General features: G+C 71.3%; 19 protein-coding genes. 12 read left to right on the top strand and 7 right to left on the bottom strand.

All coding sequences use genetic code 11. The features are described 5' to 3' along the window. Positions 1 to 20 precede the first annotated feature (20 nt). Complete coding sequence (locus EYW40_RS12890; RefSeq protein WP_135822005.1) at positions 21 to 761, bottom strand: topoisomerase DNA-binding C4 zinc finger domain-containing protein; 741 nt, start codon at positions 759 to 761, stop codon at positions 21 to 23. Positions 762 to 920: 159 nt separating this feature from the next. Here EYW40_RS12890 and EYW40_RS12885 point away from each other — a divergent pair, with 159 nt between their 5' ends. Next, on the top strand, positions 921 to 1490 hold the full coding sequence (locus tag EYW40_RS12885) for a HalX domain-containing protein (RefSeq protein ID WP_135822004.1): 570 nt from the start codon (positions 921 to 923) through the stop codon (positions 1488 to 1490). A 27-nt stretch (positions 1491 to 1517) separates the two neighbouring features. On the opposite strand, the gene EYW40_RS12880 is transcribed toward EYW40_RS12885, so the two are convergent. Then, entirely contained in the window at positions 1518 to 2597 is a 1080-nt protein-coding gene (locus EYW40_RS12880; protein WP_135822003.1) for a sensor histidine kinase, read from the bottom strand. A gap of 210 nt (positions 2598 to 2807) precedes the next feature. Here EYW40_RS12880 and EYW40_RS12875 point away from each other — a divergent pair, with 210 nt between their 5' ends. Then, positions 2808 to 9152, top strand: a complete 6345-nt coding sequence (locus EYW40_RS12875) for a choice-of-anchor D domain-containing protein (protein WP_161973208.1) — start codon at positions 2808 to 2810, stop codon at positions 9150 to 9152. Positions 9153 to 9199: 47 nt separating this feature from the next. Here the strand turns inward: EYW40_RS12875 and EYW40_RS20405 are convergent, their stop codons facing one another. After that, positions 9200 to 10918: a sensor histidine kinase gene (locus tag EYW40_RS20405; protein ID WP_135822001.1), complete on the bottom strand. Its 1719-nt coding sequence runs from the start codon at positions 10916 to 10918 to the stop codon at positions 9200 to 9202. Continuing rightward, a complete protein-coding gene (locus EYW40_RS12865; RefSeq protein WP_135822000.1) occupies positions 10915 to 11109 on the bottom strand; it encodes a hypothetical protein in 195 nt (64 codons plus the stop codon). Before EYW40_RS12865 ends, EYW40_RS20405 begins: the two co-directional genes overlap by 4 nt. A 131-nt stretch (positions 11110 to 11240) precedes the next feature. Between EYW40_RS12865 and EYW40_RS20325 the strand changes: the two genes are divergently transcribed. Both EYW40_RS20325 and EYW40_RS12860 read left to right on the top strand, forming a co-directional pair. Beyond that, positions 11241 to 11363 (top strand): hypothetical protein, encoded by a 123-nt coding sequence (locus EYW40_RS20325; RefSeq protein WP_259370031.1) that lies wholly within the window; start codon positions 11241 to 11243, stop codon positions 11361 to 11363. Continuing rightward, positions 11363 to 12013 (top strand): HAD family hydrolase, encoded by a 651-nt coding sequence (locus EYW40_RS12860; protein WP_135821999.1) that lies wholly within the window; start codon positions 11363 to 11365, stop codon positions 12011 to 12013. The genes EYW40_RS20325 and EYW40_RS12860 overlap by 1 nt, the downstream gene beginning before the upstream one ends. Here the strand turns inward: EYW40_RS12860 and EYW40_RS12855 are convergent, their stop codons facing one another. Next, positions 12014 to 14356 carry a DEAD/DEAH box helicase gene (locus EYW40_RS12855; protein WP_135821998.1) on the bottom strand — a complete coding sequence of 781 codons (2343 nt, stop codon included), beginning with the start codon at positions 14354 to 14356 and terminating at the stop codon, positions 12014 to 12016. Positions 14357 to 14438: 82 nt separating this feature from the next. Next, positions 14439 to 15833 (bottom strand): MATE family efflux transporter, encoded by a 1395-nt coding sequence (locus EYW40_RS12850; protein ID WP_135821997.1) that lies wholly within the window; start codon positions 15831 to 15833, stop codon positions 14439 to 14441. Positions 15834 to 15966: 133 nt separating this feature from the next. On the opposite strand from EYW40_RS12850, the gene lipA reads away from it, so the two are divergent. The 5 genes from lipA to EYW40_RS12825 all read left to right on the top strand — a co-directional run bounded on the left by lipA (position 15967) and on the right by EYW40_RS12825 (position 22360). Beyond that, entirely contained in the window at positions 15967 to 16947 is a 981-nt protein-coding gene (gene lipA / locus EYW40_RS12845; protein WP_135821996.1) for a lipoyl synthase, read from the top strand. 252 nt (positions 16948 to 17199) lie between these two features. Then, positions 17200 to 18309, top strand: a complete 1110-nt coding sequence (pdhA, locus tag EYW40_RS12840; RefSeq protein WP_135821995.1) for a pyruvate dehydrogenase (acetyl-transferring) E1 component subunit alpha — start codon at positions 17200 to 17202, stop codon at positions 18307 to 18309. Between the two features lie 2 nt (positions 18310 to 18311). Beyond that, complete coding sequence (locus EYW40_RS12835) at positions 18312 to 19304, top strand: alpha-ketoacid dehydrogenase subunit beta (protein ID WP_135821994.1); 993 nt, start codon at positions 18312 to 18314, stop codon at positions 19302 to 19304. A gap of 3 nt (positions 19305 to 19307) precedes the next feature. Continuing rightward, entirely contained in the window at positions 19308 to 20858 is a 1551-nt protein-coding gene (locus EYW40_RS12830; RefSeq protein WP_135821993.1) for a 2-oxo acid dehydrogenase subunit E2, read from the top strand. Beyond that, entirely contained in the window at positions 20858 to 22360 is a 1503-nt protein-coding gene (locus EYW40_RS12825; RefSeq protein ID WP_135821992.1) for a dihydrolipoyl dehydrogenase family protein, read from the top strand. Before EYW40_RS12830 ends, EYW40_RS12825 begins: the two co-directional genes overlap by 1 nt. Here EYW40_RS12825 and EYW40_RS19650 read toward each other — a convergent pair. Beyond that, positions 22282 to 23223 (bottom strand): hypothetical protein, encoded by a 942-nt coding sequence (locus EYW40_RS19650; protein ID WP_161973207.1) that lies wholly within the window; start codon positions 23221 to 23223, stop codon positions 22282 to 22284. The two genes, EYW40_RS12825 and EYW40_RS19650, sit on opposite strands and share 79 nt — an antisense overlap. A 159-nt stretch (positions 23224 to 23382) precedes the next feature. Between EYW40_RS19650 and pheA the strand changes: the two genes are divergently transcribed. From pheA to EYW40_RS12805, 3 genes are all read left to right on the top strand, one after another. After that, positions 23383 to 24189 carry a prephenate dehydratase gene (gene pheA, locus EYW40_RS12815; RefSeq protein ID WP_135821990.1) on the top strand — a complete coding sequence of 269 codons (807 nt, stop codon included), beginning with the start codon at positions 23383 to 23385 and terminating at the stop codon, positions 24187 to 24189. 85 nt (positions 24190 to 24274) lie between these two features. Then, a complete protein-coding gene (locus EYW40_RS12810) occupies positions 24275 to 24703 on the top strand; it encodes an Hsp20/alpha crystallin family protein (protein ID WP_135821989.1) in 429 nt (142 codons plus the stop codon). Between the two features lie 40 nt (positions 24704 to 24743). Continuing rightward, positions 24744 to 24932, top strand: a complete 189-nt coding sequence (locus EYW40_RS12805) for a hypothetical protein (RefSeq protein ID WP_135821988.1) — start codon at positions 24744 to 24746, stop codon at positions 24930 to 24932. Positions 24933 to 25057: the final 125 nt, after the last annotated feature.

Here is a 25057-nt window from a genome sequence, read left to right as displayed (position 1 = left end):
AGCCACCGCGTCGACGGCCGTCACGCCTCGCAGGTCCCGTCCAGACAGCGCCGGCCGCCGCCGGTCTCGAACAGCGGCAGGCCGCAGTCGCAGTCGCCGACGACGGTGCCGGCCGGGAGGGAGAAACTGGCGTCGCAGTCGGGGTAGCCGTCGCAGCCCGCGAGCAGGCCGCCCCGCCGGAGGATCCGCAGGTCGTCGCCGCAGTCCGGGCAGTCCCACGCGCGGTCGAAGGCGTTTTTCACCGCCTCGTCCAGCGGGTCGCAGTCCCGGTCGAGGCAGACGTCGAACGGCTGGCCGCGCTCGACCCGAAGCCGGGGGAGCCCGCAGTCGCAGCGCTCGTCGGTGACGGTCGCGCCGGTCGGCAGGCCGTAGCGGTCGCCACAGCCCAGGCAGGTGACGGCACCGCCGGTGCGGACCAGTCGCTGCCCGCAGTCCGGGCAGTCGCCGACGGGCGTGCCGGCCTCGCTGGCCGGGTAGCGGGCGAACCCGTCCTCGGCGTGGGCGACGACGCGGAGCCGCCGGTCGCCGGCCCGGGCGTCGACCGCGAAGTCGCCGTCCCGCGAGCAGGCGACGGCGTCGGCGCGGGTGAGCCACGCGACGGGCTGGTAGCCGTCGGCGTCGTGGACCAGCACGGTGTTGTCGGGCTTGACGACCACGGTGACGCGGCCGCGGTGCTCCTCGCGGCCGTCGCCGTCGTAGACGACGGTGCAGTCGCCGGCCAGTACGCGGATCGGGGCGTCGGGGGAGTCCGTCGCGGACATGGCCCCGGTTGGTCGCGTGCTCCGATTTAAACGCTCGGACGGCGCGACGTACGCGGCCGGGCGCGGGGCGACCGTCGCGAACGCCCGCGTCGACCGCTCGTTCGACGCTCCACGAGTGTACAAAACTTAATAAGTATTCGTTGACCTTTATTGGAACATATGTCCGGAAGCGAGTCCGAGCCGACGGTCCTGGTCGTCGACGACGAGCCGGAAGTCGCCGACGCCTACGGGATGCGGCTTGAACTGGAGTACGAGGTGGAAACGGCCTACGGCGGCTCGGAGGCGCTCGAAACCGTCGACGAATCGGTCGACGTGCTGTTGCTCGACCGGCGCATGCCCGAGGTGTCCGGCGACGAGGTGCTCGAGGAGGTCCGGTCGGCCGACCTCGGGGTCCGGGTGATCATGGTGACCGCCGTGACGCCCGACTTCGACGTGATGGAGATGCCGTTCGACGACTACCTCTGCAAGCCCGTCGAGCGGGACGCGCTCTACGACGCCATCGACCAGCAACTGGAGGCCGCGAAGTATCAGGACGCCGTCTCCGAGTACTTCTCGATCACCGCGAAACAGAGCATCCTCGAGGAGGACAAGTCGCCGGCCGAACTGGAGCGCAACGAGGAGTACCAGAAGCTCGAGGCCCGGGCCGACGAACTCCGGGAACGGATGGACGACTCGCTGGACGAGTTCGACGACCTGAACGTCGCGTTCAAGGACATCGACCGCGTCTGACCTTCGCCGCCCCAACCCGGGCCGAGCCTACGCCGTCGGCTCAGTAACGCCGCCGAACTCGAATCGCGCACCCCCGAGTTGGTCGTCGCCGTCGGCGAGTTTCACCGTCCACCCGTGGGCCTCGGCGATCCGCTCGACGATCGAGAGCCCGAGCCCGGTCCCCTCCCGGCGGGAGGAGACGCCCGGTTCGAACACGGACTTGCTCGCTTCCCCGTCGATCCCCGGCCCGTCGTCGACCACGTAGAACCCGCCGTCGGCGTCGCCGACCGCGACCGTCACGTCGTCGCCGACGTGGACGACGGCGTTGCGGAACAGGTTGCCGAGCAGTTCCCGGAGGCGCTTCGGGTCGGCCTCGACGACGGCGTCGGTCCGCACCGAGAGGGTCGCCCCGTCGGCGGCGACCGAGTCCCACGCCTCCCGGGCGACCGCGCCGAGGTCGACCGCTTCGACCTCGTCGATGACCCGGCCCTGACGTGCCAGCGTCAACACGTCCTCGATGATGCGCTCCATCCGTTCGTGGGCCGTCTCGACCTTGCGGAAGTGGACCGACTCGCCGGTCCGTTCGGCGGCCTCGAGCCGGACGTTCGCCACCTCCAGCGGGTTGCGCAGGTCGTGGCTCACGATCGACGCGAACTCGCCGAGGCGGTCGCGCTCGGCGCTCAGCGCCCGTATGCGGTCGCGTTGCTCGGTCACGTCGGTCAGGACGACGTAGCCGCTGGCCCCGTCGGTCGGGACGGTCCGCAACAGGTAGTCGCGGGGCGTCCCGTCGCGCCGCACCTGAACGACCGTGCGGTGGGGGTCGCCGTCGGCGGCGGCCGCCGTCGCGGCTCCGACCGGGTCCTCGTCCCCCGCGGCCGCCCCGTCGGACGACGCCGCGAGGTCCGTCCCGAGCCGGTCCGCGAGCGGCTCCCCCGCCGGCTCACCGCCGAACCGCTCCCGGTAGGCCCGGTTAGCCGCGGCCACGGTCGGCGTCCCGTCGCACACCGCGTACCGGACGGCCGGGTCGGGCAAGGCGTCGAACAGCGTCCCGCCCGGCTCGCCGCCGTCACACCTGACGACAACGCGGCGGCGCGACGGTTCGCCGGGGGCCGACAGCCTGCCTGTCATCGTGTGACATATTCAGGCTGTCTTATTTAAATCTCCGCCCTCCGGAGCTCGGGAGGGGAGCGGTTCCGCGCCGAAGTCGCCCCACTGACGGCGGAAACGATCGTCAATCGGCCAAACGTTTTTTGTAAAATGTTTACAAATAGCACTGCATCGACAGGAGCGGCGATAGCACATCGCGGGAGCACTATGAGCAAGGGAACACCTCGAACGATGGCTTCGAACGGAGGCGGCCGGGGCGCGATCACACACAGCACAGTGACCGCAGTGGCGCTGGTGCTGCTGATGGTCGGGGCGGCGTTTGCGCCCCCGGCGGCGGCCGCCGGGGCGACCACGGCGGCCGAGGCGAACAGCGCGGCAACCACCGGGAGCGTCGACGCGGCGGCGACCGCGAACGTCAGCGGGACCGTCGTCGGTCCCGACGGAACGGCGCTGTCGGGCGACGGACTGTCGTTCTTCGCGAACCGGAGCGACAACCCCGACGCGCAGACCGACGACACCGGGGACTACTCGGTGTCGGTCACCGCGGGGACGACGTACGAGGTGCAGTACTACCAGCTCAACGGGTCGGGCGGTCTGTTCCCGCGGGACGGCGTCGCCGACATCTACGCGGTCGCGAACAGGTCGTACGCCGACGGTGACGTCCAGAACGTCACCGTCCCGAGGGGCAACCAGCTGGACGTCACCGTCGAAGACGAGGCCGGCGACCCGGTCGAGAACGTCAGCGTTGACGTGGTCCATCTCCGGGACGGTGCGTCTGTACCGATCTCCGGCACTACCGACGCGAACGGCGTCTGGACGCCCGACGACGCCGCGACCGCCGGCGTCGAGGTCAACGGGAGCGTCTTCGTGGTGGGAGGTCCTGAAAACGACACCTACGAGACGGCGTTCAGGGAACTGACCGTCGACGCCGACCGGAGCGTCACCCTCACGCTGTCCGAGAGCAACAGGGTGACCGTCAACGGGTCGGTGACGTACCCGAACGAGTCGGCGGCGGTGAACGATTCGGTGCTCCTGCTCAACCGCTCCACCGGGGACACGGTGTCGGTCACGACGGACGACGCGGGGTCGTTCTCCGCCTCGGTGCACCCGAACACGACGTACCGCGTGGCCTACTGGCAGGGGCCGGTCCAGCGGGACTCGACGACCGCGTTCCCGCGGGACGGCGTGGCCGACTTCGCCGTGCTCGACACGGTCACCACGGCCAACGACACCGCGCGGAGCTTCACCGTGCCCTCGGGCAGCGTCCTGAACGTGACCGTCGAGGACGGAACCGGGTCCCCGCTCGAGGACGCCCGGGTGGGACTGCGCGACGTGAACGTCGCCCCGGGGATATCCTTCTACGGCTACCGGTCCGAGACGGGGCCGCCGACCGACGCGATGGGTCGGATGGTCCACCCGCCGAACGGCCGCCCCGGCGTCGAAGTCGCCGGCGAGGTCCAGGTGAGCGTGACGCCGCCGCCGAACACGAGTTACGACGGGAACGGAACCTCCCTGACGGTGGACGGTCCCCAAGACGTGACGCTCACGCTCGAACGGCCGACGAACGTCACGGGGTCGATCGTGGACGCAAACGGCGATCCGGTGACGAACGGAACGGTCGTCGCCGGCGGCGAGAACCTGCCGACGTATACCGCCCGGCTGAACGACAGCGGCGGGTTCACCATCCCGGACGCCGAACCGGGCACGTACAGCGTCGGCCTGATCCAGACCGAGACAATCGGCGTCGTGAAGGACGGCGTCCCCGACGTGTACTTCTTCGCCCGGGTCGACGCCACCGGCGAGGTCACCGACGTCGGCGAGCAGTCGCTCCCGGCCGCACACGTCGTCAACGTGAGCGTCGCCGACGGGGGCGGCGATCCGATTCCCCGGGCCACCGTTCTGGTCGGCCACAGGATCGCGGAGGGCGTCGGCGACGGCCTCCCGATCCCGGCGAACGAAAGCGGCGTGTTGCGCGCGCCCAACGCCACCACGCCCGGGATCGAACTCGCGGGGAACGTCTCCCTGGGTGCGACCCGGCCGCGAAACAGCACCGCCTACGCGCCGGAGCGCAACCTGATCAACGACACGGTTGAGGGCCCCCGTGACTACGAGTTCACGGTCAACCGGACGGCCGTCTCGCCGCGGTCGGTCTCCTTCCCCAGCACGGCCGCCGGTGGCACCGCGACGGAGACGGTGACGGTGACCAACAACGGCGACGGCCCGATGGAAGTCGCCGGCGCGTCCGTCGACTCGCCGGCGTACACCGTCACGAGCGGCGGCGGGTCGTTCGTCCTGGAACCGGGTACGAGCCACGAGGTGACCGTCGAGTTCGCCCCGTCGTCGACCGGGACGTACGACGGCGAACTCGCCTTCGAGAACCCCGAACCGTCGAACGGCCCGCCCCTGACCGTGTCCCTCGCCGGGACCACCACCGGATCGAACGTCACGGGGTCGATCGTGGACGCAAACGGCGATCCGGTGACGAACGGGACGGTCGTCGCCGGCGGCGAGAACCTGCCGACGTACGACGTCCGGCTGAACGACAGCGGCGGGTTCGCCCTCACCAACGTCGAACCCGGCACGTACGACATCGGCCTGATCCAGACCGAGACCATCGGCGTCGTGAAGGACGGCGTCCCCGACGTGTACATCATCGACCGGGTCAACGCGACCGACGACCGCGCCCTCGGGTCGGCGCCGGTACCGTCGGCGTCCGTGGTCGACGTGAGCGTCACGGACGGGCGCAACGAACCGGTCCCCGGCGCGACCGTCGTGGTGGCCCACACGCCCGCGGAGGGCGTCGGCGACGCCATCCCGCTCCCGGCGAACGAAAGCGGCGTGTTGCGCGCGCCGAACGCTTCCTCGCCCGGCATCGAACTCGCCGGCAACGTCAGCGTCGGAGCGACTCGGCCGCGCAACAGCACCGCGTACGCACCGGAGCGCAACCTGATCAACGACACGGTCGATGGGGCCGAGAGCTACGAGTTCACGGTCAACCGGACGGCCGTCTCGCAGCGGTCCGTCTCCTTCCCCTACACGGGAACGAACGACACGGCTACCGAGACGGTGACGGTCACCAACAACGGCGACGACCCGATGAGCGTCGCCGGGGCGTCCGTGGACTCGCCGGCGTTCGCCGTCGAGAACGGCGGGGCGTTCACCCTGGCCCCCGGCGAGAGCCACGACGTGACCGTCAGGTTCGACCCGGCGGAACCCCGGACGTACGACGGGGCGCTCGTCTTCGGGAACCCCGAACCGTCGAACGGCCCGCCCCTGACCGTCCCCCTCTCCGGGACCGCAGCGACGGCGAACGTCACCGGGTCGCTGCAGGCGGCCGACGGATCGCCGGTCGCGAACGGGACCGTCATCCTCGGCGGCCCCGAGGTGCCGACCTACACGGCGGCACTGAACGACAGCGGCGGCTACGCCGTCGCCGACGTTGAGCCGGGGACCTACGCCGTCAGCCTGCTCCAGAACGGCACCATGGGAACGCCCGACGGCGTCCCCGACTTCTACATCACGGGCCCGTTCACCGTCGGCGACGGGACCGCCGACCTGGGCGTCCAGACGCTGCCGCAGGGCCACGTCGTCGACGTGACCGTCGAGGACGGCGTCGGCGCGCCCGTCGAGAGCGCGCTCGTCGCGGTCGCCCACACGCCCGAGTCGGGCATCGGCGACGGCATCCCGTTCCAGACCGACGCGAACGGCACGCTACAGCCGTTTTCCCTCACCGACGACTTCGAACTCCCGAACGACGTGACGCTGGCCGACGCCGAACCCGGTGACGGGGTCGAACTCGCCGGCAACGTCACGCTCGCGGCGGAGCCGCCGCTCAACAGCACGGCCTACACGCCCGCGCCCGCAGTCAGGAACGCGACGCTCTCCGGCCCGGCCAACTACACGCTCACGCTCGCCCGCACGGCGGTGTCGCCGGGGTCGGTGTCGTTCCCCGACACCGACACGGACAGCACCGCGACGGAGACGGTGACCGTCACCAACGACGGCGTCGCGCCGCTCGCGGTCAACGACACCGTCGTCGAGGGCTCGTCGGCGTACGCCGTCACGAGCGGCGGCGGGCCGTTCTCGCTGGAACCCGGCGAGAGCCGCGAGGTGACCGTGGAGTTCGCCCCGTCCTCGACCGGGACGGCCGAGGGGGAACTCGTCTTCGCGAACCCGGAGCCCGCATTCGGCCCGCCGCTGACCGTGCCCCTCTCCGGTGAAGGGGTGGAAGCCGGCGGCGGCGGTGGCGGCGGTGGCGGTGTCGTCGTGGACGACGACGACGGGACCGACGACACGACCACCGAGGAGAACGTCACCGACGACGGCAACGCGACCGACGGCGGCAACGACACCGGAGAGACCGGTGCGTCCTCGGTCGGGGTCGACCAGTCGGACGTCGACTTCGGCACGACGACCGTCGGCAACGCCACGACGGCGTCGGTGACCGTCACCAACGGCGGCAACGCGACCGGCACCGTCACCAGCGTCGGGACCCGGGGCGACGCCGCGTTCGTGACCAGCGCCGGGAGCAGAACGCTCGACCCCGGCGAGACCAGCACCCTCCGGGTCAGGTTCGACCCGAGCGAACCCGGGACCTTCGACGGGGAACTGGTCGTCAACACCGCCGATGGCGGGTCCAGCACGGTCGGACTGTCCGGGAGCGCGGAGGGCGTCCCCGCGGTGGCCGTCGAGCCGACGGGCGTCGAGTTCGGCAGCGTCGCCACCGGGGCCGAGGTGCAGTCGACCGTCGTCGTCCGGAACGTCGGCACCGGCCCGCTGTCGCTGGCTGCCGCGGCGTCGGGCGACAACGGGACGTTCGCCCTCGCCGACGACACGCCGGACGCGCTGGCCCCCGGTGAGAGCGCCCGCACGACGCTCACGTTCAGCGCCGATGCGCCGGGCGCGTACGAGGGCGCGGTCGAGTTCGACACCAACGACACGGACCGCGGTACGGTGACGGTGTCGGCCGCCGCGACCGCCGTCGAGAGCGACCTCGGCATCGAGCCCGGGTCGCTGTCGTTCGAGGACACCCGGATCCGGAACGCGACGACGCTGTCGGTCACCGTCTCGAACACCGGCAACGCCCCGGCGAACCTGACGGAGGTCGACGTCTCCGGGAGCGACGCGGACGCCTTCGCCGTCGTCGCCGGCGGCGGGGCGGGGACGCTCGCCGCCGGCGAGAGCCGGACGGTGGAAGTCGAGTTCGCGCCCGCTTCCACGGGCGCGAAGGCGGCACAACTCGGAATCGAAACCGACGCCGGCACGCGGCTGGACGTGCCGCTGTCCGGGACGGCCACGCGGCCCCGGCTGGCCGTCAGCCGGAGTTCCGTCGACTTCGGGAACGTCACGCTCGGCGACGCCGTGACGACGACCGTCACGCTGTCCAACCGGGGCGACGGGACGCTCCGGGTCGCCAACGCGGACGTCGTCGGGGCCGACCCCGGCTCGTTCGAACTCGCCGGCCCGACGACGCCGGTCACGCTCGAACCGGGCGAGCAGCGGACCGTCACGCTCGGGTTCGAGCCGACCACCGCGGGGACGAAATCCGCCATCCTGAAGCTGCGGACCAACGACCCGCGGCGGCCCGTCACCAGCGTCTGGCTGTCGAACACGAACACGCGCGTCGAGATAGACGCGACCGAGGAGAACGACACCTCGCAGGTCTCGATCGACGTGAACAACGCGAGCGCCGACAGCAGCGTCGCCGTGAACGTCTCGACGCCCGAGTCGCGCGACGACAGGGCGAGCGTCGACGAGGTCAACCTGAGCGTCGAGCGCGGCGGGAACTACTCCCTGAACGTCACCAGCGACGACGAGCGCCTCGACACGACCGGGGAGTTCACCCCGAACGAGACGAACAACACGGCGGCGGTCGGCTACGTCAACGTCAGCCACACCGTCGCGGACGAGAACATCTCGCGGGTGTCGTTCACCTTCCGGGTCAGCAAGGCGTCCGTCGAGGCACGGAACGTCAGCCCCGAGGACGTGGTGTTACACCGGAAGGTCGACGGCGAGTGGACCCGGCTGGAGACCACGCTGGTCGGCGAGACCGCCACCCACTACCGCTACCGCGGCGTCTCGCCCGGCCTGTCCGACTTCGTCGCCGCCGTCAACCAGCCGCAGTTCGAACTGGTCGACGCCGCGGTGTCCATCTCCGAGGTGCGGGTCGGCGAGGCGGCCGGCGTGGAGGTGACCATCGACAACACCGGTCGGGCCGACGGCGCGTTCACCGCGAACCTGCTGCTGGACGACACGGTCGTCGACCGCAAGACGGTGACCGTCGCCGCCGACAGCAGGCGGGTACTGGTGTTCGAACAGGAGATCGATCAGGCCGGCACCTACTCCGTCGAGGTCAACAACGTCACCGCCGGCCGGGTCAACGTCACCGACCCGAACGCCGACGGCGGAAACGACACCGGCGCTGACGGCGGCGGAAGCGGCGACGGCGGCGGGAGCGACGGCGGCGGGAGCGACGGCGGGTCGTCGACGGCGCTCGACGGGTTCGGGGCGTTGCCCGCACTGGTCGCGCTCGTCGCGTTGGCGTTCGCCGCACTCCGGCGGCGCGGGCGGGGCTGAGACGGGACCGCGCCGCGACCGCACGCGGGGGCGACGGTCGACCGCAGTCAGTCGCCGGTCGTCCCCGCGGTGCCGTCGTCGGTCGTGACGTCCGGCGCGGAGGGGGAGTACTCCTCGGGCTTGCTCGCCGGGAGGTCGATCGTGACGACCGACCCGCGGGGGTCGTTCCCGTCGAAGGCGAGGTTCCCGTGGGACTTGTCGACGACCCAGTAGACGAGCCACAGCCCCAGGCCGCTGCCGTGCTGGAGCGACGTCTCCTCGCCCTCGACGAGGACGGCCTTCTCCTGGTCCGGGATCCCGGGGCCGTTGTCGGCGACGGCGACGGTGACGCGGGTCCCGCCGTCGCGTTCCTCGGTCCCGACCGTCACGTCGACCCGGGGCTCGTCGGCGTCGTTGTGTTCGAGCGCGTTCTCACAGACGTTGCGGACGGCGATCCACAGCGACCCGATGGCGGCGACCTGCTGCCGGGCCGGGGCCGACAGCGTCACCTCGGCGTCGGGGTACTCCTCGCGGAGGTCGTCGAGGACGCCCTCGACGATCCGGACCACGTCCTGCGATTCGAGGCCGAGGGACTCGTCGTCGAGCGCCGCCTCGATCTGCCTGGCCTTCTCGCTCAGGTCGGTGAGGTCGTGGCCCGCCTCGACGATCGCCGCCGCCGCCTGCTCCATCCGGTCGCGGTCCGACAGTTCGCGGAGCAGTTCCGCGTAGTTGAGGATGACCGTCATCTCGTTGCGGAGGTTGTGGCGCAACACGCGGTTGAGCACGCCGAGGCGCTGTTCGCGCTCGCGGAGTTCGGACTCCCGGACGGCCAGCCCCTGCGCCAGGTGGTTGAACCCGTCGCTGATCTGTTCCCATTCCTCGGCCGACGCCATGTCCAGCCGGTAGCCGTACTCGCCGTCGCGGATGCGGTCGAACCCGTCCAGCAGCCGCTCGGTCTGCCGGAGGTTCGCGCGGTACTGCCAGGCCCCGAAGCCGACGACGGAGCCCACGATGACGAGCAGGCCGAGCCCCTGGATGAGCGCGAGTTCGCGGAGCGTCCGGTTGAGCGGCCCCTGGTTTCGCGTCACCGTCACCGTCCAGCCGAGGTCCTCGACGGTCGCGGACGCGCCGACCGTCCGGTCGAACTCGTACAGCGGCGAGACGAGGGTCCTGCCCTCGCTATCTGTGACCTCGACCGCCTGCTGGCCCTGGTTCTGCAGCGCCGGCAACATCCCGAACAGCGTCCGGTCGTTGACGACCAGCCGCGCCACCACGACGCCGACGACCTCCAGTTCGTCGTTGCGGACCGGGGCCGCGAACGATACCGAGGGCGCGTTCCGCGTCGGGACGGACCGGGGCTGGGAGGCCGCCGGCGCGCCCGTCCGCTGGGCGATCCGGACGTACCGCTCGTCCGAGACGTTCGAGCCGAGCAGCGCCGACCGGTTCTCCTCGGTGTAGGGGCCAAACACCGAGACGACCGTGCCGTTGGCGGCGACGACGTGGGCCGCCCAGTACCGGCTGGTGTCGAACGTGCGTTCGAGGAACTGGTCCGAGTCGGCGAGGCGGTTCGGGTTCGGATGTTTCGCCGCGAGCAACTGGACCTCGTCCTTACGGCTCTCTATCTGTTCGTCGATGGAGCCGGCGGCGTCGCCGGCGGTCCCCTCGACGTTCTCCCGCTCCTGCTGAACGAGTTGGTCCTGGTAGAACAGCAGCGCGCCGACGTTGACCGCCCCCAGCACGACGACGATGGCGAGCAGGAGGAGCGCGGACCGGGTCCGGAGCTTCATCGGTCGCCCCCCTCGGCGACCCGGAAGCCGCCGTCGAGCCCGCTGTACCGGACCCCGGCCCCAGCCTGTCGCCGCCGGGTCCCCAACAGTCCCGACCGGACGGCGATCGTCACCCGTCTCCTGTCGGGTGCGGTCCGGTCGGTATCGCCGGCGTCACCGTTCGACGCCGCCTCCTGGCTGTCGTCGGTCATGGGGCCTTCGAAGCCCGCGGCGTCGCCGCCGCGGACCACCTGTCATACGTCTGTAAACTGAACGGACATAAATCGCCCGTTGGTTCACCCTTACCCGTCGGCTTTAGTCGCTCGCCGTCCTTGCCCCCGACGTGTACGGATCGACCGATAGCTGGCTGTGCGACGACGAACCGGACGCCGCCGGACCCGACCGGACGACGCCCCACGCCGGAGGCGAGACGACCGACGCGAGCGAGTCCCGGGGTGGTCGCTGATGCGCGCCGTCTGTTTCGACATGGACGGCGTGATCGTCGACTCCGAGGACTACTGGGTCGAACTCGAAACCGAGGAGATACTGCCCGCCGCGGTCCCCGACGGCGACGTCTCGGAGCAGGAGATCACCGGGATCAACTACCGGGAGATCCACGACTACCTGACGGACAACTACGACGTGGCGATGTCCCGCGAGGAGTGGCTCGACCGCTACGAGTCCGCCGCCGAGGAACTCTACACCGAGAAGGTGAGCCTGATGCCCGGCTTCCGCGACCTCGTCGGGACGCTCCGCGAGCGCGGCCTGCGGGTCGCGGTCGTCTCCTCGTCGCCGCCGGAGTGGATCGAACTGGTCGTCGACCGCTTCGACCTGGGCGACCTGTTCGACGAGGTCGTCAGCGCTGACCACGTCGACGGCGACAGCAAGCCCGCCCCGGACGTGTACGAACACGCCGCCGAGCGGGTCGGCGTCGACCCCGCCGACTGCATCGCCGTCGAGGACTCGAAAAACGGCGTGCGCTCCGCGAAGCGCGCCGGGATGACGGCCGTGGGCTACCGCACCGAGACCAACGCCGAGATGGACCTCTCGGCGGCGGACGCGGTCGCGGACGGCCCCGACGAACTGCGGGACGACCTGCTTTCGCGGACGGCGTAGCTACGCCACCCGCACCGTCCGGTGTTCCTCGACGGGCACCAGCGGCAACTCCGGGAACGCCACGCTGACGGTGAACTCCATCTCGTCGGCGTCGCCGCCGAACACGCCGACGGGGACGGTGCGCTCGCCGTCCAGATACCCCTCGGTCGCCGTCATCTCGACGCCGTTGACGGTGACGCGGACGCCGGCCTGGGCCGCACCGCCGACGTTGCGGACGGTCACCTCGCACAGTTCGTTCTCGCCGCGGGCGACCGTCTCCGGGAACGACCCCCACTCGACGACGACGCGGGGCAGGTCCCGGGCGGCCTTCAGCACGCGCTCGGCGACGCCCTCGGAGAGGCCGGCGGCCGCGAGGCCGTCGACGCCCGCGTCGACGACGTCGGCGGGCGTCTCGACCCCCTCCGACGCGAGCTTGCTCGCGCGGCCCGAGCCGACGCCGTCGATGGCCGTCAGGCCGACGGCACGCTCGCCCACGCCGTTCTCGACGCGGGCCTCGACCCGCCGGGCGAGGGCGGCGGCGTGGGGGTCGGCGAACCGTTCGAGGAACGACCGCAGCGCCGACAGCAGGCGGACCGCGTTCTGCCGGATCACCCACGCGTCGCTGCGCAGTTCCGAGGGCGTCGAGCCGGTCATCGACGACCGGAGGATCGCGAGCACCTTCCGCGGGCCGGGTTCGAGGTCGCCCGCGTCCTGGCCCGTGAGGACGGCCGACACCGCGTCGCGCTCGGACTGCCGCGCGCTGACGCTGTCGAACTCCGTCGCGCCGGCGACCGCCCGGAGGACGGCGTCGGTCGTCACCTCGTCGCCGGTCGCGACGCGGTGGAACCGCTCGGCGGTCGCCAGCCGGAGGTAGAACTTCGAGGCGAGCACGCCAAGCCCCGTCGCGGAGACGCCGAGCGCCTCGTCGGTCTCGACGAAGCCGCGGTCGACCAGCCGCTCCAGTTCGTCGCGCACGCGGTCCCGGAGGTTCTCGAAGTCGTACGCGACGGGCTCGCTCTGGGCGCGGACGTAGTAGAACGTCGTTTCGAGCCACGTCATCACGTCGTCCAGGTCCTCGATGGTGCCCATCGCTATCTCGGCGTTGAGGTGGGCGTCCAAGTCCTCCGCGAGGCGGGACTCGATCTCCTTGCCCTCCCGCAGCAGGCGGCGGTACTTGTCCGCCTCCGACCGGTCACAGACCACCCAGCCGTACCCCACGTCGTCGTACCCCGGCCGCCCGGCGCGGCCGAGCATCTGGAGCACGTCCAGCGGGCTCATGTCGACCTCGCCCTCCAGCGGGTCGTGGAGCTTCGTGTCCCGGATGACGACACAGCGCGCGGGCAGGTTCACGCCCCACGCCAGCGTCGAGGTCGAGAAGAGGAACTGGATCCGGTCCTCCTTGAACCACTCCTCGACGAGGTCCTTGTCGTTTTTCGAGAGGCCGGCGTGGTGGAAGGCGACGCCGTCCAACACGGACTTGCGGAGCGTCTCGTTTTCCAGTCGCTTCGTCTCGGTGTGGAAGTCGTAGTCGCCCCGCGCGCCGACCGGCACGTCGCGCTCGGCTATCTCGTCGCGGGTCTTCTTGGCGGCCTGGACGGTGTCCTGCCGCGAGGAGACGAACACCAGGGCCTGCCCGCCGTCGCGGACGTGGGGTTCGGCCAGGTCCAGCGCGCGGTAGAGCCGCCGGTACTTGTCGGCGAAGGAGTTCTCGCCGTGGGAGTACGTCTTCACGTCGGCGTTCAGTTCGACCGGGCGGTACTCCTCGCCGAACTCGAACGTCGATTCGGGGGGCGCGTCGAGCCACGCCGCCACGTCCCCGGCGTTGGGCATCGTCGCCGACAGCGCGACGATCCGCGGGTCACAGAGCCGGCGGAGCCGCGACACCGTCACCTCCAGGACGCTCCCGCGGCGGTCCGAGTCGAGCAGGTGCACCTCGTCGATGACACAGCAGTCGACGTCCGTGACGAAGGAGTAGCGCCGGGTGTCGTGTTTCCGGGTCGCGGAATCGGCCTTCTCGGGCGTCATCACGAGGATGTCGGCGTGGCGGGCGCGCCGCGGGTTCAGGTCGCGCTCGCCGGTGACGACGTACACCGAGTAGCCCAGTTCCTCGAAGCGCTCCCACTCGCTTTCCTTCTCGTTCGTGAGCGCGCGCATCGGGGCGATAAACAGCGCGGTGCCCCCCTCGGCGAGCGCCTTGCAGATCGCCAGTTCCGCGAGCGCGGTCTTGCCGCTCGCCGTCGGCGCGCTGGCGACGACGTTCTCGTCGCCGTCGACGATCGCCGGCAGGGCCTCGCGTTGCATCCGGTTGAACTCGTCGAACGAGAACGCGTCGGCGAATTCGGGGACGACCTCGGCGACCTCCATTTCGTGTGGGTGGGAGCGTTCGGGGGGCAAAGGCGTTTCCTTCGCGGCACGCCGGCCGGCCCGCGGGTCATCGCGCTTGCGCTCAGTCGTCGGCGACGGCCTGCGAGACGGCGCGGTCGAGCATCCCGTCGGCGGTGCTGTAGCGGTAGTACGCGGCGAGGCCGACCGCGACCGCGACGTTCGACAGCGTCACCGCCCAGAAGACCGCGTGGACGCCCGCGTCGAGCAGGACGACGCCGCCGACCGCCAGCGGCAACCGCACGCCCCAGTACTGGAGCAGGGAGGCGACCATGCTGGTCCGGGTGCGCCGCGCGCCGTTGAACCCGGCACGGAGGACGTACGTCGCGCCGATCGCCCAGTAGCCGTACGCGAGGATCCGCAGGTAGTCGACGGTCAGCGAGAGCGCCGCGGGCGAGATGTCGGGGACGAACAGCCGGGTCAGCGCCGTCGGGACGAGCCACTGGACCGCGCCGACGACCGACAGCGCGCCGGCCGCGATGGCCACGCCGACCCACGTCGTCCGGCGCGCCCGGTCGGGCAGTTCGGCCCCGAGGTTCTGGCCGATCACGCTCTGGGCGGCCTGGCTCAGCCCGCTGGCGGGGATGAACGAGACGCTCGCGATCCGCGCGCCGACGGTGTAGGCCGCCAGGCCGGCCGCGCCGCCGACGGTCGCGACGAGGCCGACGACGACGATCCGCACGCTGTCCTGTGCGATCCGCCGGCCCGCGGCGGGCGCGCCGACGGTGACCAGTTCGCGGTACTCACCGAGGTCGAACGACACCGCCGCGCGGGAGAGGGTAAACGAGTCCCGGAGGCCGAGCGCCATCGCGAGCGCGAGCAGGAGGCCGGACGCGTAGCCGACGACCGTCGCCAGCGCCGCGCCGCGGATCCCCATGGCGTCGACCGGCCCCCACCCGAAGATGAGCACGGGGTCGAGGCCGACGTTGACGAGGACGGCGGTGACGTTGACGTACAGCGCGGCCCGGGAGTCCCCCCACCCGACGAAGCCGCCCTCCAGCACGTCGCTGGCGGCCATCGCCGGCACGCCGAGCGCCCACGTCGCGAGGTAGGTCGCCGCAAGCGGCGCGACCGTCGGGTCGGCACCGAGCAGGGAGACGATCCGGTCGGCGCCGACGACGGCGACCGACGCCACGAGCAGGGCGAGCGCGACGCCGAAGGAGAGGCCGTGGACGGCGATCCGCCGCGCGCCGGCGCGGTCCTCGGCCCCGACGCGCTGGGAGACGATCACCTGCGTGCCGATGAACGGGGCCATGATCGCCGCGGAGGTCAGCATCGCCGTCACGGGGTAGTTCAGCCCCACGGCCGCGACGGCGTCCTCGCCGATCCGGCCGACCCAGAACGTGTCCACGACCTGCTGGACGACCTGCACGAGGTTCTGGACGACGAGCGGGAGCGCGAGCGCGATCAGCGTCCGCCCGATCGGACCCTCGGTGAGGTCGCCGTCCGCGTTCCACATCGTTTTTCGTATCGTTATCGCATACCACAAATAGTTTTATGACTCACCGGCGAAAAATAGCCCCCGACCGGCGGGGACGACCCCACCGCCGAAACCCCACCGCTTTTCACCGGATAGTCCGTCAGGATCGTCCATGAGTCGCCCGCGAAAGCCCGACTGGCTGGCGGTCCAGCCGCCGGCGGGCAAGGAGTTCACGGGGATAAAGGAGACGCTGCGGGACCACGACCTGACCACGGTCTGCGAGGAGGCCAACTGTCCGAACCTCGGGGAGTGCTGGAGCGGGCGCACCCGCGGGTCGCCGAACGGGGCGGACGCCGCCTCGTCGGACCGTCACGGCGACGGCGGCGGGACAGCCACGTTCATGCTGATGGGCGACTCCTGTACGCGCAACTGCGGCTTCTGCGACGTCGACACCGGCGGCGGCCAGCCGCTCGACCCCGACGAGCCGGCGAACGTCGCCAGCGCCGTCGCGGAGATCGGTCTTGACTACGTCGTGCTCACGTCGGTCGACCGCGACGACCTGGACGGGCAGGGCGCGGGGCACTTCGCCGAGACGATCCGGGAGATCAAACGGCGGGACCCGGGCATCCTCGTCGAGGTGCTGATCCCCGACTTCCAGGGCGAGCGGCGACTCGTCCGGAAGATAATCGACGCCGAACCGGACGTGCTCGCCCACAACGTCGAGACGGTCCAGCGCCTGCAGGGGCGGGTGCGGGACCCCCGGGCGGGCTACGAGCAGAGCCTGCGCGTCCTCGAACAGGCGGCCCGCGAGTCCGACGCCTACACGAAGACGTCGGTCATGCTCGGCCACGGCGAGTACGACCACGAGGTGTACCGCACCCTCGCCGACCTCCGGGAGGCCGACGTCGACGTGGTGACGCTGGGGCAGTACCTCCGGCCCTCGCGGGACCACCTGCCGGTGGAGAAGTACGTCCACCCGGACAAGTACGACACGTGGCGGCGCGTCGCCGAGGAGGAACTCGGCTTCCTCTACTGTGCCTCCGGCCCGATGGTCCGCTCCTCGTACAAGGCCGGCGAACTGTTCGTCGACGCCCTCCTCCGCGAGGGCAAATCCGTCGAGCAGGCCCGCGAGGAGGCGCGAGCGTCGGCCTGAGCCGGCGGCGACGGCGGCGAACGTCGCGGCGGCCCGCGGACCGACCGATCGGTCACCGACCGCAGTCTCCGCCCGGATCGGTGGGAACATCTCGAACTCCGCGGCGGATTTCTGTCCTTTCGTAGCGAAACGCCCCGCTTTGCCACACGGCCTTGCGAACTGGTGGCAAGAATGGAGTTGATAGTAAAATATTTACGAAAACCATATAACCCGAGCGATCGTCCATGCAGGTATGGTACGGAGGGTCCGACCGTGAGCACGCTACAGCACGATCCCCAGGACCGCGTCCAGGTGCTGGACGACGCCGGCCGGGTACTCGACGGGGCGGAGGTGCCCGACCTCTCCGACGAGGAGCTGGTGGAGATGTACCGCGAGATGCGGCTTGCCCGGCGGTTCGACCAGCGCGCCGTCAGCCTCCAGCGGCAGGGGCGGATGGGGACGTACCCGCCGCTGTCGGGCCAGGAGGGCGCACAGATCGGGAGCGCCCACGCCCTGAGCGAGGACGACTGGCTGTTCCCGAGCTACCGCGAGCACGGGGCCGCCCTCGTCCGGGGGCTCTCCCTGAAACAGACGCTGCTGTACTGGATGGGCAGCGAGGAGGGGATGGAGATCCCCGAGGAACTGAACGTCTTCACCTCGGCGGTCCCCATCGCCACGCAGATCCCCCACGCGACGGGCGCGTCGTGGGCGTCGAAGCTGCAGGGCGAGGAGCGGGCGTTCCTCTGTTACTTCGGCGACGGCGCGACCAGCGAGGGCGACTTCCACGAGGGGCTGAACTTCGCCGGCGTGTTCGACACGCCGACCGTGTTTTTCTGTAACAACAACCAGTGGGCCATCTCGGTGCCCCGCGAGCGCCAGACCGCCAGCGAGACGCTGGCACAGAAGGCCAACGCGTACGGCTTCGAGGGCGTTCAGGTCGACGGCATGGACCCGCTCGCGGTGTACAAGGTGACCCGCGAGGCCGTCGAGAAGACGAAAGACCCCGGACAGGGCCAGCTCCGGCCGACGCTCATCGAGGCGGTGCAGTATCGCTTCGGCGCACACACCACGGCTGACGACCCGTCGGTGTACCGCGAGGAGGCGGAAGTCGAGCGCTGGAAGCAGAAGGATCCCATCCCGCGCATGGAGACGTTCCTGAAGTCGACCGGCCGGCTCGACGACGAGCGGATCGACGCGATCGAGGCCGAGATAGAGGAGGCCGTCGCCGACGCCATCGACGCCGCGGAGTCGATCGAGCGGCCGGATCCGGAGGAGATATTCGCACACGTGTACGCCGACATGCCGAAACGGTTACAAGAACAGCTAGAGTGGTTCCAACGCGTACGCGAGACGCACGGCGACGACGCGCTACTGGAGGAGTGACTATGGCAGCAGGATCACAGACGCAAGACCTCACGCTCGTACAGGCGGTCAGGGACGGACTGGAGACGGAGATGCACCGCGACGACGACGTGCTCGTCATGGGCGAGGACGTCGGGAAGAACGGCGGCGTGTTCCGCGCCACCGAGGGGCTGTACGACGAGTTCGGCGAGCACCGCGTGATCGACACGCCGCTTGCCGAGTCCGGCATCGTCGGCACCGCCATCGGCATGGCCGCCTACGGCCTGCGCCCGGTCCCGGAGATCCAGTTCCTCGGCTTCATCTACCCCGGCTTCGACCAGATCGTCTCCCACGCGGCGCGCCTGCGCAACCGGAGCCGCGGGCGGTTCACCTGCCCGATGACGATCCGCGCGCCGTACGGCGGCGGCATCCGCGCGCCCGAGCACCACTCGGAGTCGACGGAGGCCTTCTTCGTCCACCAGCCCGGCCTGAAGGTCGTCATCCCGTCGACGCCGTACGACACGAAGGGGCTGCTCACCAGCGCGATCCGCGACCCCGACCCCGTCGTCTTCCTCGAACCGAAGCTCATCTACCGCGCGTTCCGCGGCGAGGTGCCCGAGGAGTCCTACGAGGTGCCGATCGGCGAGGCAGCGGTCCGCCGCGAGGGCAGCGACATCTCGGTGTTCACCTGGGGCGCGATGACCCGGCCGACGATGGAGGCCGCGGAGGACCTCGAGGGCGAGGTAGACGTCGAGGTCGTCGACCTCCGGACGGTGTCGCCGCTCGACCGCGACGCCATCGTCGAGTCGTTCAAGAAGACCGGCCGCGCGGCGGTCGTCCACGAGGCCCCGAAGACCGGCGGCCTCGGCGCGGAGATCACGAGCATCATCCAGGAGGAGGCGATGCTGTACCAGGAGGCCCCCGTCGAGCGGATCACCGGCTTCGACACGCCGTTCCCGCTGTACGCCCTGGAGGACTACTACCTGCCCGAGCCAGCGCGCATCAAGACGGGTATCCGCGACGCGATGGAGTTCTGAACGATGGTACGCGAGTTCAAACTGCCCGACGTCGGCGAGGGCGTCAGCGAGGGCGAGATCGTCCAGTGGCTCGTCGACGAGGGCGACGCGGTCGAGGAGGACCAGCCGGTCGCCGAAGTGGAAACCGACAAGGCCATCGTGGAGGTGCCGTCGCCGGTCGACGGCACCGTCCGCGACATCAACGCCGAGGAGGGCGAGGTCGTCGCCGTCGGGAGCGTCATCATCACGTTCAACGTCGAGGGCGAGGCCGAGGAACCCGCCGAAGCGTCGGGCGACGCCAACGAACCGGACGAGCCGGCGGCCGACCCCGCGGGCGACGCGGGGAGCGAAACCGCCGTCGACGCCGACGAGGCCGTCGAGACGCCGGAGGGCCGCGTGTTCGCCGCGCCGAGCGCCCGGCGGCTGGCCCGCGAACTCGGCGTCGACATCGCCGCCGTCGAGGGCAGCGGCCCGAGCGGCCGCGTGACCGAGGGCGACGTCCGCGCGGCGGCCGAGGGCGGTGACGACGTGGCCGAACCGGAGCCCGCGGCCACCGGGACGGCGGCGGGCGGAGCCGACGACAGCGCGGCCGCCGAGGCCGACGCCGGAGCGGAGTCCGCGAGCGCCGGGACCACCGGGGCGGCGGGCGGAACCGCCGCGTCGGTCGGGTCGGCCGACCGCGACCGCACGCTGGCCGCGCCCGCGACGCGAAAGCTGGCCGAGGAGGAGGGCGTCGACCTGAACGCCGTCCCGGCCACCGAGGAGCGCGACGGGCAGCCGTTCGTCACGCCCGAGGCGGTCCGCGAGTACGCGGGGGCCCAGCAGGAGGCCCAGCGCGCCGACACCGAGGCGCTGGCCCGCCGCGAGGAGCCGGCCGAGCGCGAGGTGCGCGAGCCGTACCGCGGCGTCCGCAAGTCCATCGGCGACCAGATGGAGAAGTCGAAGTACACCGCGCCCCACATCACCCACCACGACACGGTCGACGTGACCGAACTGGTCGAGACGCGCGAGCGCCTCAAGGGCGAGGCCGAGGACCGGGGCATCCGGCTGACGTACATGCCCCTCGTGATGAAGGCGGTGACGGCCGCGCTGAAGGAGTTCCCGGTCGTCAACGCCAGCCTCGACGAGGAGAACGAGGAGGTAGTCAAGAAGCAGTACTACAACATCGGCGTGGCGACGGCGACCGACGCCGGCCTGATGGTGCCGGTCGTCGACGACGTCGACCGCAAGGGGCTGCTCCAGATCGCCTCGGAGATGAACGAGAAGGTCCAGAAGGCACGGGACCGCTCGATCAGCATCGACGAGATGCAGGGCGGCACGTTCACCATCACGAACATCGGCGGCATCGGCGGCGAGTACGCGACGCCGATCATCAACTACCCCGAGGTCGCCATCCTCGCGCTGGGCACCATCGAGCAGCGCCCGGTCGTCGAGGACGGCGAGGTGGTCGCCCGGCACACGCTGCCGCTGTCGCTGTCGGCCGACCACCGCATCGTCGACGGCGCCGACGCCGCACGGTTCACGAACCGCGTGAAGGAATACTTGAAACAGCCGGAGCTACTGCTACTAGAGTAATGGTCGTCGGAGACATCGCAACCGGAACTGACGTACTGGTGATCGGCGCGGGGCCGGGCGGCTACGTCGCCGCCATCCGCGCCGGTCAGCTCGACCTCGACGTGACGCTCGTCGAGAAGGAGGCCTACGGCGGGAGCTGCCTGAACCACGGCTGCATCCCGTCGAAGGCGATGATCACGGCGGCCGACGTGGCCCACGAGGCCGGCAACGCCGAGGAGATGGGCGTCCACGCCGACCCCGCCGTCGACCTGGCGAAGATGGTCGAGTGGAAGGACGGCGTCGTCGACCAGCTCACCAGCGGCGTCGAGAAGCTGAACAAGGGCAACGGCGTCAACCTCATCGAGGGCCGCGCCGAGTTCGCCGACGAGAACAGCGTCCGCGTCGCCCACGGCGGCGAGGGCCAGGGCAGCGAGACCGTCGAGTTCGAGCACGCGATCATCGCGACCGGCTCGCGGCCCATCGAGATCCCCGGCTTCTCGTTCGACGACGAGCCGGTGCTGTCCTCGCGGGACGCGCTCGCGCTGGATTCGCTCCCGGACAGCATGGTCGTCGTCGGCGCGGGCTACATCGGGATGGAGCTGTCGACGGTGTTCGCGAAGCTCGGCACCGACGTGACCGTCGTCGAGATGCTGGACGACGTGTTGCCGGGCTACGAGGACGACGTCAAGCGGATCGTCCGCAAGCGCGCGGAGTCGCTCGGCATCGACTTCCGCTTCGGCCGCACGGCGAGCGGCTGGGAGGAGGCCGACGACGGGATCCGCGTCGCGACGGAGGCGATGGAGGAGGAGGCCGCCGCGGAAGCCGACGGGGGAAGCGAGGCGCGGAGCGCCTCGGACGAGTCGAGCGGCGACGAGCCGCGAGGCGCGACCGAGACGTTCGACGCCGACAAGGTGCTCGTCGCGGTCGGCCGCCAGCCGGTGACCGACACGCTGAACCTGGAGGCGGCGGGCATCGAGCCCAACGACGACGGTTTCATCGAGACCGACGACCGCGCCCGAACCGAGAAGGAGCACATCTTCGCGGTCGGCGACGTGGCCGGCGAGCCGATGCTCGCCCACAAGGGGAGCAAGGAGGGCGAGGTCGCCGCCGAGGTGATCGCCGGCGAACCCGCCGCGCTCGACTACCAGGCGATCCCCGCGGCGGTGTTTACCGACCCCGAGGTCGGCACCGTCGGCCTCACCGAGGCGGAGGCCGAGGAGGCGGGCTTTTCCCCGGTCGTCGGCCAGTTCCCGTTCCGCGCCAGCGGGCGGGCGCTGACGACCGGCGACAGCGAGGGGTTCGTCCGCGTCGTCGCCGACGAGGACAGCGGGTTCGTCCTCGGCGCGCAGATAGTGGGGCCGGAGGCCTCGGAACTGGTCGCCGAGATCGGTCTCGCCATCGAGATGGGCGCGACGCTGGAGGACGTGGCGTCGACCGTCCACACTCACCCCACGCTCGCCGAGGGCGTGATGGAGGCCTGCGAGAACGCGCTCGGCCACGCGATCCACACGCTGAACCGCTGAAAGCGGCCAATCCGCCTTTTTCGCCGTACGTCCCTTACCCCACACTCCGTAGCAGGTCGACCAATTCCAGCCAGTACTCTTCCCGTGCAGGCGGCCCTCGCACGCCTCAGGCCGACCCGGCGGGCGGCGACCACGCGCGCCGGGCGTGGGCGAGTTCGCCCACGCCGACCGCGAGCAGCGCGCCCGCGCCGACGGCGACCACGGCGACCCGGGACGCCGTCGGCACCGCGACCGCGAGCGCGTAGCCGGCCGCGACGCCGGCGAGGAAGCCGACCTGTACCGCGAGGACGGCGGCCGCGGCGCGGCGGCGGCCGTCCGGGGGCGTACATCGCGCCGACGGCGACGGTTTCGACCGTCGCGTGGGCGGCGATGAGGGCGGCCCCGGCGAGCCCCACGGCCGACCCCGCGATGTAGACGGCGGCGAGCGCGACCCCCTCGACGGCGCGGTGGCTCACGACGGCGGCGGCCGCCGCGTGGTCGCGGGTCGCGCGGTCGCCCCCGCGGGCCGCCAGCCGCGCGGCGACGAGGCCGACGGCGACCCCGCCGGCGGCGAGCACGGGGGCCGCGCCCGCGACGGACGCGGCGTACGTCGCCCCCAGAACGACCAGCACGACGCCGACGAGCGCGTCGAACGCGGCGAGCGCCCCCGCCCGGAGGGACGCGTTCGCGGCGACGGCCACGAGGCCGCCGCCGACCCCCGCCAGCGACGCCGCGGCGACGACGGCGGACAGCGTCACCGCCGGGGCGTCGCCGGCCGCACCGGCCTCGTGCGCCCGGGCAGCGCCGGCGAACGCGACCGTCGACGCGGCGAGGGCCAGGAGCAGTCGGCGACGCCAGCCGGGGGCCGGGGCGAGGGCGGTCATGCCGACCCGCGGCCGTCGAAGGGTGTCATAACGAACGCAGGCAGGTGCGCCGCGGGCAAAAAACCGATCCCCGTCGCGGACCGTCACGGACGGACGGCCGGCCGGCGTCGGCCGCCGCGACCGGTGGCCTTTTGTCGTCGCCCGGAACAGAGAACGGCAATGCAAGCAGTCACGCTCGGTCCCGAGGGGACGTACTCCCACCGCGCGGCGAGCGCCGTCGCCGACGAGGTGGAGTTCCGCGAGTCCGTCGCGGGCATCGTCGAGGCCGTCGCCAGCGGTCGGTTCCCGCGGGGCGTCGTCCCGATAGAGAACAGCATCGAGGGCAGCGTCACCGAGACGCTCGACGCGCTGGCCGACCACGAGGTCGCCGTCGTCAAGGAGATCGTTACGCCGATCCGCCACGGCCTGCTCGCGCAGGGGCCGGAGTTCACCGTCGTCGCCAGCCACTCGCAGGCGCTGGCCCAGTGCCGCGAGTACCTGGACGCGGAGTACCCCTCCGTGAAGCTGGAGGCGACGGCGAGCACGGCCCGGGGCATCCAGCGCGCCCGCGAGAACCCGGACGTGGCCGCCATCGGCCACCCCGACAACGCCGACGACGAAGTGCAGGTGCTCGCCGAGGACATCCAGGACCGCACCTCGAACGCCACCCGTTTCTTCGTCCTCGCGCCGGTCAGCGACCGCTCGGAGGCCGGCGGGAAGAGCTCCGTCATCGTCTACCCGAACGCCAACTACCCCGGCCTCCTGCTGGAGCTGCTCGAACCGTTCGCCGAGCGCGACATCAACCTCACGCGCGTCGAGTCCCGGCCCAGCGGCGAGCGCCTCGGCGACTACGTGTTCCACATCGACGTGTCGGCGGGCCTCTACGAGGACCGCACCCAGGAGGCCCTGGAAGTGTTGGAGGCCATCGCCGAGGACGGCTGGGTCCGCCGGCTCGGCTCCTACGACAGCGAGCACGTCCTCTACTGAGCGGACCGGCGACGCCCGCCCCGACGCGACGTTTAAGCCCGCGAGCGTCGTACTCCCGGCCGAGGGCGCGAGCCCTGGGGAGACCATGCAACGCAACCCGTTCGACGACTTTCAGGAACTGCTGGACCGGATGAGCCGACAGGCCGAGGAGGGGCTGCTCCGCGGAGCCGGCGCGGACCTGCGGGGGGTCGCGGTCGACGTGGCGGAGCGCGACGACGAGTTCGTCGTCACCGCGGACCTGCCCGGCTACGAGGCCGACGACATCGACCTGACCGTCGCCGACGACCGCCTCCACCTGTCGGCGGAGCGCTCCGAGGAGCGCGCGGTCGAGGGGGACGACGGCGCGCGCTACCACCGCCGCGAGCGCCGGCACCAGTCCGCGAACCGGACCGTGCGGCTGCCCGACGCGGTCGACGAGAGCGCCGTCACCGCCGAGTACGAGCACGGCGTCCTCACCGTGACGCTCCCGAAGCGCGAGGAGCCCTCCGGCGGCCGGCGGATCGACATCGACTGATACCGGCAGTTTTTACCACCGGCGTGGAACAGGGCCGAGTATGGACATCACGCGCGAGTTCACCCGAACGGAGCTCGCGGGCCTCGCGACGGTCGCGGCGACGATACTGGTCACCTCCTGGCTGCAAACGCCGGTCGACGGCGTTTCCCGGGCCGCGACCGCGCTGCTCGCCGGGAGCGCGGCGCTGGCGAGCGCGACGCTCGGACTCCGGATGATCAAGCGAGCGTAGCGGCGACCGCCGCCTCCCAGCCGGCCGGCAGGTCGCCGCCCCGCTTGAGGGGATCGACCGTTAGGTCGTAGTACGCGGAAAACAGCTGACGGACGACCACCCGCCGGTCCCCGTCGGGCGCGCCG

This window comes from Halostella litorea, assembly GCF_004785955.1.
In the GTDB taxonomy this organism is placed as follows: Archaea; Halobacteriota; Halobacteria; order Halobacteriales; family Natronoarchaeaceae; genus Halostella; species Halostella litorea.
Note: the sequence above shows the minus strand (reverse complement) of the source record. Positions and strands in the feature narration are given on the sequence as shown.

Coding starts and splice junctions, on each gene's coding strand:
- EYW40_RS12890 (WP_135822005.1), bottom strand. CDS start 761: ATGTCCGCGACGGACTCCCCCGACGCCCCGATCCGCGTACTGGCCGGC.
- EYW40_RS12885 (WP_135822004.1), top strand. CDS start 921: ATGTCCGGAAGCGAGTCCGAGCCGACGGTCCTGGTCGTCGACGACGAG.
- EYW40_RS12880 (WP_135822003.1), bottom strand. CDS start 2,597: ATGACAGGCAGGCTGTCGGCCCCCGGCGAACCGTCGCGCCGCCGCGTT.
- EYW40_RS12875 (WP_161973208.1), top strand. CDS start 2,808: ATGGCTTCGAACGGAGGCGGCCGGGGCGCGATCACACACAGCACAGTG.
- EYW40_RS20405 (WP_135822001.1), bottom strand. CDS start 10,918: ATGAAGCTCCGGACCCGGTCCGCGCTCCTCCTGCTCGCCATCGTCGTC.
- EYW40_RS12865 (WP_135822000.1), bottom strand. CDS start 11,109: ATGACCGACGACAGCCAGGAGGCGGCGTCGAACGGTGACGCCGGCGAT.
- EYW40_RS12860 (WP_135821999.1), top strand. CDS start 11,363: ATGCGCGCCGTCTGTTTCGACATGGACGGCGTGATCGTCGACTCCGAG.
- EYW40_RS12855 (WP_135821998.1), bottom strand. CDS start 14,356: ATGGAGGTCGCCGAGGTCGTCCCCGAATTCGCCGACGCGTTCTCGTTC.
- EYW40_RS12850 (WP_135821997.1), bottom strand. CDS start 15,833: ATGTGGAACGCGGACGGCGACCTCACCGAGGGTCCGATCGGGCGGACG.
- lipA (WP_135821996.1), top strand. CDS start 15,967: ATGAGTCGCCCGCGAAAGCCCGACTGGCTGGCGGTCCAGCCGCCGGCG.
- EYW40_RS12835 (WP_135821994.1), top strand. CDS start 18,312: ATGGCAGCAGGATCACAGACGCAAGACCTCACGCTCGTACAGGCGGTC.
- EYW40_RS12830 (WP_135821993.1), top strand. CDS start 19,308: ATGGTACGCGAGTTCAAACTGCCCGACGTCGGCGAGGGCGTCAGCGAG.
- EYW40_RS12825 (WP_135821992.1), top strand. CDS start 20,858: ATGGTCGTCGGAGACATCGCAACCGGAACTGACGTACTGGTGATCGGC.
- EYW40_RS19650 (WP_161973207.1), bottom strand. CDS start 23,223: ATGACCGCCCTCGCCCCGGCCCCCGGCTGGCGTCGCCGACTGCTCCTG.
- pheA (WP_135821990.1), top strand. CDS start 23,383: ATGCAAGCAGTCACGCTCGGTCCCGAGGGGACGTACTCCCACCGCGCG.
- EYW40_RS12810 (WP_135821989.1), top strand. CDS start 24,275: ATGCAACGCAACCCGTTCGACGACTTTCAGGAACTGCTGGACCGGATG.
- EYW40_RS12805 (WP_135821988.1), top strand. CDS start 24,744: ATGGACATCACGCGCGAGTTCACCCGAACGGAGCTCGCGGGCCTCGCG.